Annotated in this window: 8 protein-coding genes; 2 read left to right on the top strand and 6 right to left on the bottom strand. The window is 55.5% G+C overall.

Annotated features, from left to right (window positions below; all coding sequences use genetic code 11):
- Positions 1 to 345: 345 nt before the first annotated feature.
- The 3 genes from NF685_RS12880 to NF685_RS12870 are packed head-to-tail and all read right to left on the bottom strand — an operon-like array spanning position 346 to position 1,450.
- Positions 346 to 639, bottom strand: a complete 294-nt coding sequence (locus NF685_RS12880) for a DUF7673 family protein (protein WP_252849928.1) — start codon at positions 637 to 639, stop codon at positions 346 to 348.
- Positions 636 to 863, bottom strand: coding sequence for a hypothetical protein (locus NF685_RS12875; RefSeq protein ID WP_252849927.1), 228 nt, complete (start codon positions 861 to 863; stop codon positions 636 to 638). The genes NF685_RS12880 and NF685_RS12875 overlap by 4 nt, the downstream gene beginning before the upstream one ends.
- The gene (locus tag NF685_RS12870) at positions 860 to 1,450 is read right to left on the bottom strand and encodes a hypothetical protein (protein ID WP_252849926.1); all 591 of its coding nucleotides are present in this window, start codon (positions 1,448 to 1,450) and stop codon (positions 860 to 862) included. The genes NF685_RS12875 and NF685_RS12870 overlap by 4 nt, the downstream gene beginning before the upstream one ends.
- 222 nt (positions 1,451 to 1,672) lie before the next feature.
- On the opposite strand from NF685_RS12870, the gene mobC reads away from it, so the two are divergent.
- Complete coding sequence (mobC, locus tag NF685_RS12865) at positions 1,673 to 1,975, top strand: plasmid mobilization relaxosome protein MobC (RefSeq protein WP_252849925.1); 303 nt, start codon at positions 1,673 to 1,675, stop codon at positions 1,973 to 1,975.
- Positions 1,972 to 3,864, top strand: a complete 1,893-nt coding sequence (locus NF685_RS12860; RefSeq protein ID WP_252849924.1) for a relaxase/mobilization nuclease domain-containing protein — start codon at positions 1,972 to 1,974, stop codon at positions 3,862 to 3,864. The genes mobC and NF685_RS12860 overlap by 4 nt, the downstream gene beginning before the upstream one ends.
- Positions 3,865 to 3,906: 42 nt before the next feature.
- On the opposite strand, the gene NF685_RS12855 is transcribed toward NF685_RS12860, so the two are convergent.
- From NF685_RS12855 to NF685_RS12845, 3 genes are all read right to left on the bottom strand, one after another.
- Complete coding sequence (locus tag NF685_RS12855) at positions 3,907 to 4,767, bottom strand: hypothetical protein (RefSeq protein WP_252849923.1); 861 nt, start codon at positions 4,765 to 4,767, stop codon at positions 3,907 to 3,909.
- Positions 4,764 to 5,156: a hypothetical protein gene (locus NF685_RS12850; protein WP_252849922.1), complete on the bottom strand. Its 393-nt coding sequence runs from the start codon at positions 5,154 to 5,156 to the stop codon at positions 4,764 to 4,766. The genes NF685_RS12855 and NF685_RS12850 overlap by 4 nt, the downstream gene beginning before the upstream one ends.
- Positions 5,157 to 5,257: 101 nt before the next feature.
- Positions 5,258 to 5,890 (bottom strand): hypothetical protein, encoded by a 633-nt coding sequence (locus NF685_RS12845; RefSeq protein WP_252849921.1) that lies wholly within the window; start codon positions 5,888 to 5,890, stop codon positions 5,258 to 5,260.
- Positions 5,891 to 6,000: the final 110 nt, after the last annotated feature.

The following is a 6,000-nucleotide window of genomic DNA, read 5'->3' as shown; positions in this document are numbered from 1 at the left end:
CTTGCATTATGCCGGAACCGATACCCAGAGACTGCAAACCATGCTCCTGCATACCCTGCATTTCAGGGCGGTAAAGGATTTCAGGGAGACAAACACACCCAGGGTTTCCACGATTTCAAAGGCGCCGAAGCAGGGAAACACAGCCTCTTGCTTTGGTCCTGTTCCAACTTGTTTATATAAGAACCAAGAAGGTGTTCGAGCTTCCAGTCTGCCTTGCGAATGTACGGGCTCCAGAGGGCAACCTCCTCCCCGAGAGGATGCAAAGCATTGTATATCCCTGAACAGCCTGCGGGAAATAATTCCCGCACCCGTCCTTTTGGGGAGAGGTGCAGGAGGGCCCTCCTATCAGGACTTCAGGCGATTGCGACGTTCCAGCTCCCAGCCTACAAGCTCGCGCAAAGCGCCGTAAGCCTCGGAGCCTACAGAGGGATAGGTGGTCGGCGATGAAAAGATCTCCCGCGAAAGATCCATAACAGCCTTGAATGATTTACCATCGAGGTGAACCAGACGATGAAAATCGAACACCCCGAAAAGCTGTTCATTCCACCACCAGAGCAGGAAATCGCGAGCGATCATTTCGCCACGGCTGGTGCCACGAGCCATTTTCAGGAGATGATTGAAGGCGTCTGAATTAATCATGGCATACCTCCCATTTCCTGTATGATCTCCAGAACCGTTACGACATCCTCGATACTCTGGAGGCGATTCTTCAGCATCCAGAATCTGTCCACCAGTACCTGGGCTCCTTCCTCATCGCCCCGCTCTTGCAGGGCTTTCAGACGAGTCTCCACAGCGGAAATCTTCCACTCGACAAATCTGCTGGCCACATCCAGTTGAGCCATAGCAATTTCATGATGGGTCATGACTGGCCTCCCTGTCCTTCATAAGACCAGGGGAGAGGTTTTTTGCCCTTCATCTCTGCCAGGAGCGAGAACCCGAGATCGAAATGGGCATGCAAGGCAATCGACGCCCCTGCATTGAACTCATCTGGCGCAAAGCGAGCGAACCATTGCACATACTGGATTTCACAATCCAGGCTATGCCCGTGATAGCGCTCCCAATCACGAAAAACCAGCAATCCCAGCGCGACAAAGAGCGCATTTCCAAAGCCCTTAAGCTCGGCATTGCTATCTTCCTGCTCCCAGCCAAATGCACTGACTTCACTTGCCGGAATCTGTGAATCCACAAAGAAGCTCAGCAGATGAGCAGGGTTCGCATCTCTTAGATATGCGGATTTTCTGAGAGTTTCAGCATATGCATTCGCACGTTTTGCTGTTGTAAACCCTTGTCCCTTCAGGTCTGCCCTGATGAGGGAAATAATGCGCTCGATTTCTGTCACTGACAGAGAGGCATCGCCTATATGCCTTGTCGTTCCAAGGGCTTTCGCTCTCTCGACTACATTCTTTTCGGTAAGTTCGAGTTGTTTAATTATGTCTTTTAAATGGGTCATTGTTCCTTCTGTTCGCCCTCCCTTGTGGGGCAAGAAGACGTATAGCCAATATGATGTATCTTGTCAAGTATTTATTTTTGGTGATTTCAAACTCTCTCATTTTTTCAAATCTGTACATACAGTTACTTCAGACCCACCCTGGAACCTCAATAACGCCACCAGGAGATTTTCTCTCCCCTGCATCTCCTCAAGCTACAATGACTCACGCGCGCGAGGGGCATCATGAAAACTGAAACAGTGCATATCCGGATCAGTCCGGAGGAACAGGAGAGATTAAAACGTATCGCAGGACCACGCAGACTGTCTGTCTGGTGTCGCAGGGTTCTGCTGAACGAACTGGCAGGAGGGACTTCGATTGCAGAGGAGCTTCTGGCCTTGCGTCAGGAACTGTCAGCGATAGGGAATAACCTCAACCAGATTGCGAAACGTCTGAATACTGGCGAACAGGTGGAGATCGCCTCCAAGCTTCCTGAGCTTGATGACCTCAAAGCCCGCATTAATCGCGCGCTGGGGAGGGTTCGATGATACTCAAGAGCAACCCCATCAAAACCACATCTGGTTCCGGCGCCATTTATCATCATCTCGTCGAGAAGACCGGCGACAATGAACGCATCCATGTCTGGAAAGGTAGACGTCAGGATATCGATGATTGCATCGCGGATGCCACAGCCTTCAATCGTGTCAATGCTGTCCAGCACTTTCAGATATCATCCCGCGAGAAACTGACGACCGAACAGTTTGCAGACTGCATCACGATGCTGGCGCAGGAATTCGGGTTCAGGGCGTCCGATGTTGCCCTTGCGGTCATCCATACCAAGACACGCCATGATGGCGAGGCCGATAACCGCCACTGTCATATCCTGGTCCGCACAACCAATGCAGAAACAGGCCGGGTTCTGGATGTGTCACACCGCTACGAAAGACAGGAGAAAATCGCTCGTCTGTTCGAGCTGAAGCACGGGCTGGAGCTGACCAAGGGACGCCACAACCTAGCGGTGTATCACGCTGTGCCAGAAGAATATCGCGAGAGATTACAGGTGCTCTCTGAAGGGGCCTTGCCCAATTCCGTCCTCTCGGACCCGCAATCCAGACGCACTCAGAGACAGGGAGCCAGTCCCTTCGACATCAAATATGTCCTGCGTGACCTCTATGCCGGAAGCACAGACTGGCAAGCCTTCCAGAGTGCGATATCTTCGCAAGGCTGGTCCCTGATGGCGGGAGACAAAAAGCCCAACGTGGTGCTGCTGAAAGACGAGCAGGGCGTCATCGTGGGCTCACTCTCCCGCTTGCTGGGTGTTCGCAAATCAGAGTTCAGCGCCTTCGTTCTCGGCCACGAAACACCTGAACAGAGCGCGATACGTCAGGGAAGTAAGGAAGATATAGCCAGCCCTGGCCCTCGTGACACATCACGAAACCCAACTGGCAAGGGGGAAACCCCCGTTGACCCCTCTGCTGTTGAGGATGGAACACCTTCACCGGACCCACGCAAACCTTTCGAGGATTCCGTCAGCACGACCCTTGAACCAGCAAGCAGGAGAAAAATATCAGGGCCTGTCCTGAGAACCGGCGCCACCGCCAGGAGTGTCGCAGGGACTGGAGCCATACCTGCGTCATCCCCCAAGACACGCGCCAGTATCACCAGGGGCATGACACAATCGGAAGTTCAGGCCGTTATCGACTTCAACGAAGCGCAGGCAGAAAAGGAACAGCAACTTCGCGACCATCTCCATGACCAGAAGCGTTTTGCTGACCTGCTGACCGAGCTGACAGAGAGCTTCCAGTCCCGCTGGTCCCATCTCCCTGCTGAGCCTCATCCCGACCCGAAATCGCGTGATACAGCGTATATCAGGGCTGGCCATGAGAAGCGTCTGACTGGAGTGAGACAGGACTGGCTGGAGGCAGAGGCCCGTGTCACCCTGTGGACGCCATGGCACAGAGCAGAAGCCCGCAAGGCCAGAGCCGTATTCGATGAGGCGTTGGAGGCTCTGGGCTATCACAGGCACGATATCGGCAAGCTCGATATGAGCGATGACAGCAATTTTTTATATGCGATGAAATGGATGGCAGACTGGATTGTCCGCAGTCGCGAACACAGACACCGCGACTGGATGAACCTGCCTGAGGTGAAGGACTATCTGAGAGAGAAGCAGGCCCTGAAAGAGGTTCTGGCCTATCTCAAAGACACGCAGGATAACGAGGTCATGCAGATGGCCCGCATCAACCTTCTCTCTGCCAAGGCCCGTGTCACCACATTGCGCCAGAGGGCGGACAGAGAGGCGATGGAGGCACGTGATGTGCAGTCAGGCACAGGCGGAAGCAACAGACCACGCAACGCCTCCCATACGCCTTCTCAAACCCGTCCAACATCAGCCAACACCCGCCCGTCCCTGTCTGGCATCATGGGTATTGTGTGAGGGGCAAGTTAGCCGAGGGGATAATTCCCCCCGATGACCACGTCAAAGCTCGGGCTTCAGCGATGACGCCTTGCCGAGTTTCGCGTCGACGGACGCATTGAGTTGCTTCAGCAATTCGCTCGCCACCATGCGTTCGGCCCGCATGTCGTGCAGGTCGAAGCTGATATGACCGATATTGGCCGGATTGCCTGATACGCTCTGGAGACGCACCTGCAACAGCCCTGTCTCTCCCGGCACGTCATAGGTCGAGACATCCTCGCTTCGGGGCGAGACAACGTGAATCACTCCCTCGATTTCCTGACCTGCCATATTCGCATAGAGCTGGCGACTGGCTTCGCCATAGGGGCCGGGAGCTGGCAGGTGCAGACCATATTTCCCGGCGACTTCTTCCTGCAATGTTGCAAAGGTCGGAGCGCTGTCGGGAGCAAAGGAGACATTCCGCTCTATCTGCGTGACCACAGACCCCATCACAGGGGCAGAGAGCATTATCTCGATGGTGTCATCGCCTTTGGAGCATTGCATCTGCCTCGGGAAGAACTGCGTCTCGACATGCGCGCCCTTGTAGGTGGTGGAGATGGCCGTGTTCACGATGTTAGGGTCACGCAGGCACCAGCTCCTGAGAATCTGCGTGGCCTTCTCCTGCGTCATGCCCAGAGACAGGCCGAGGATGCTGGCATTCCCCAGACGATTGCCCAGAGGCATGTAGGAGAGCGTCTGTTTGAGATGCACCCCGCCATTATCCTCGGGAGGCTGGGCTGACCTGTCTGAGAGACCGAGCAGTTTTCCACAGGCTGGACTTATCATGCCCTGATTACGCGCCAGCATGCATTCGGTCATGGTCTGGGCCTGCGCCGTGACAGGCATCGTCAGGGCAAGAAGGACGAGAGCGTGTTTCATGGTCATTGTCTCACCCCGCTACCACCGCTGATATGCTTGACGGCGAAGCGATGGGACTGGACGATGTTGTTTCTCAGCGTGACGTCGAGGGATTTGCTCTCATTATTGGTCCGTGTGCCGATGAAGCTGAGGCCGACTGCCTCCTGAGCCATGGAAAGACCATCCTCACGGCCAGAGGTGTAGGCGTAGCTCCAGATGGTGGCCCCGTTCTCCTGAGAGATTTCCGAAGGCGCACCAAAACGACGCTGGACCTCATCGCCGGTCGTGACACCATCATGGATGGCGCTATCGACCTCGGTGGCCGTGAGGTTCTTCATCGAAGCATCACCAGCCGAGGCGCAGGCGGTGAGACCCGTGAGCACGAGTACAGAGAGCAGAGAACCGAAGGGTCTCATGGAAGCCATTCCTTATGACGTGGAGGAGCAAAAGACGGGACGTGCAGGCAGAAGGCAGACGACTCACGAGGCGCCGGACCTGCCGAGCCTGCCCCTGTGCGTCAGGCCGAAAGCGACTGTTGAAGCTCGGGGTCATTCGCCACGGCTTTTTGAATGACGGAGAGCGCTTCGCTCTGATTGTCCCGTATCATCCGCGCGCGATGCATGGCGCCGATAGCGACCAGAACCAGACACGCGAACAGACCTTTGAAAAAGGCGCCAGTACCAGCATCGCTGTATGTGAGGGGGAAGTACAAGGAGACGCCGAACACCACAGCCAGCACGGCGAGATATTTCAGGGTCAGGCGCTTGATGCCATGGAAGGTCAGCGCACGAGGTAAATCCACCGGATTGGTCCAGAACTTCTGGAGCGTCCGGTTATGCATCACGACGTGACCCGTTGTGGTTTGACCATCGAGCCCCGCCCAGAGAACACGCACTTCCTGCCCCTCCCGCAGGGGATAGTTTCCCCTCCCCTGCCACTCACGGCCTGAGGGCGAAATGACCCAGAAGCTCTGGTGGTGGGTGGTATGGACATTGACCCGTGGTGCATCCACCTGAAGACCGCCAGGTCCGCAATCCCTGACCTGTCCTCCCGAGGTTGTGGTGTGGGTCTCGGTCCATGACCGCAAACCGCTGACCCGTCCCTGGATTCCGTGAATCCAGACCTTGCGACCGAAAATCTCGACATCCATGCCGGGTGCATCCCCTCCGATAAACAGGGGAAAAACAGACGCTCATTCCGGAGAGAACGAGGTTGTCACACACCCTGTGCAGTGCTGAATCTGCCCCCAGGATATCCCGT

Origin of the sequence: Asaia lannensis NBRC 102526 (assembly GCF_024054035.1) — a bacterium.
Taxonomy (GTDB): domain Bacteria; phylum Pseudomonadota; class Alphaproteobacteria; order Acetobacterales; family Acetobacteraceae; genus Asaia; species Asaia lannensis.
This window is presented reverse-complemented; position numbering and strand designations above follow the sequence as displayed.

Coding starts and splice junctions, on each gene's coding strand:
- NF685_RS12875 (WP_252849927.1), bottom strand. CDS start 863: ATGACCCATCATGAAATTGCTATGGCTCAACTGGATGTGGCCAGCAGA.
- NF685_RS12850 (WP_252849922.1), bottom strand. CDS start 5,156: ATGAGACCCTTCGGTTCTCTGCTCTCTGTACTCGTGCTCACGGGTCTC.
- NF685_RS12860 (WP_252849924.1), top strand. CDS start 1,972: ATGATACTCAAGAGCAACCCCATCAAAACCACATCTGGTTCCGGCGCC.
- NF685_RS12880 (WP_252849928.1), bottom strand. CDS start 639: ATGATTAATTCAGACGCCTTCAATCATCTCCTGAAAATGGCTCGTGGC.
- mobC (WP_252849925.1), top strand. CDS start 1,673: ATGAAAACTGAAACAGTGCATATCCGGATCAGTCCGGAGGAACAGGAG.
- NF685_RS12855 (WP_252849923.1), bottom strand. CDS start 4,767: ATGACCATGAAACACGCTCTCGTCCTTCTTGCCCTGACGATGCCTGTC.
- NF685_RS12870 (WP_252849926.1), bottom strand. CDS start 1,450: ATGACCCATTTAAAAGACATAATTAAACAACTCGAACTTACCGAAAAG.
- NF685_RS12845 (WP_252849921.1), bottom strand. CDS start 5,890: ATGGATGTCGAGATTTTCGGTCGCAAGGTCTGGATTCACGGAATCCAG.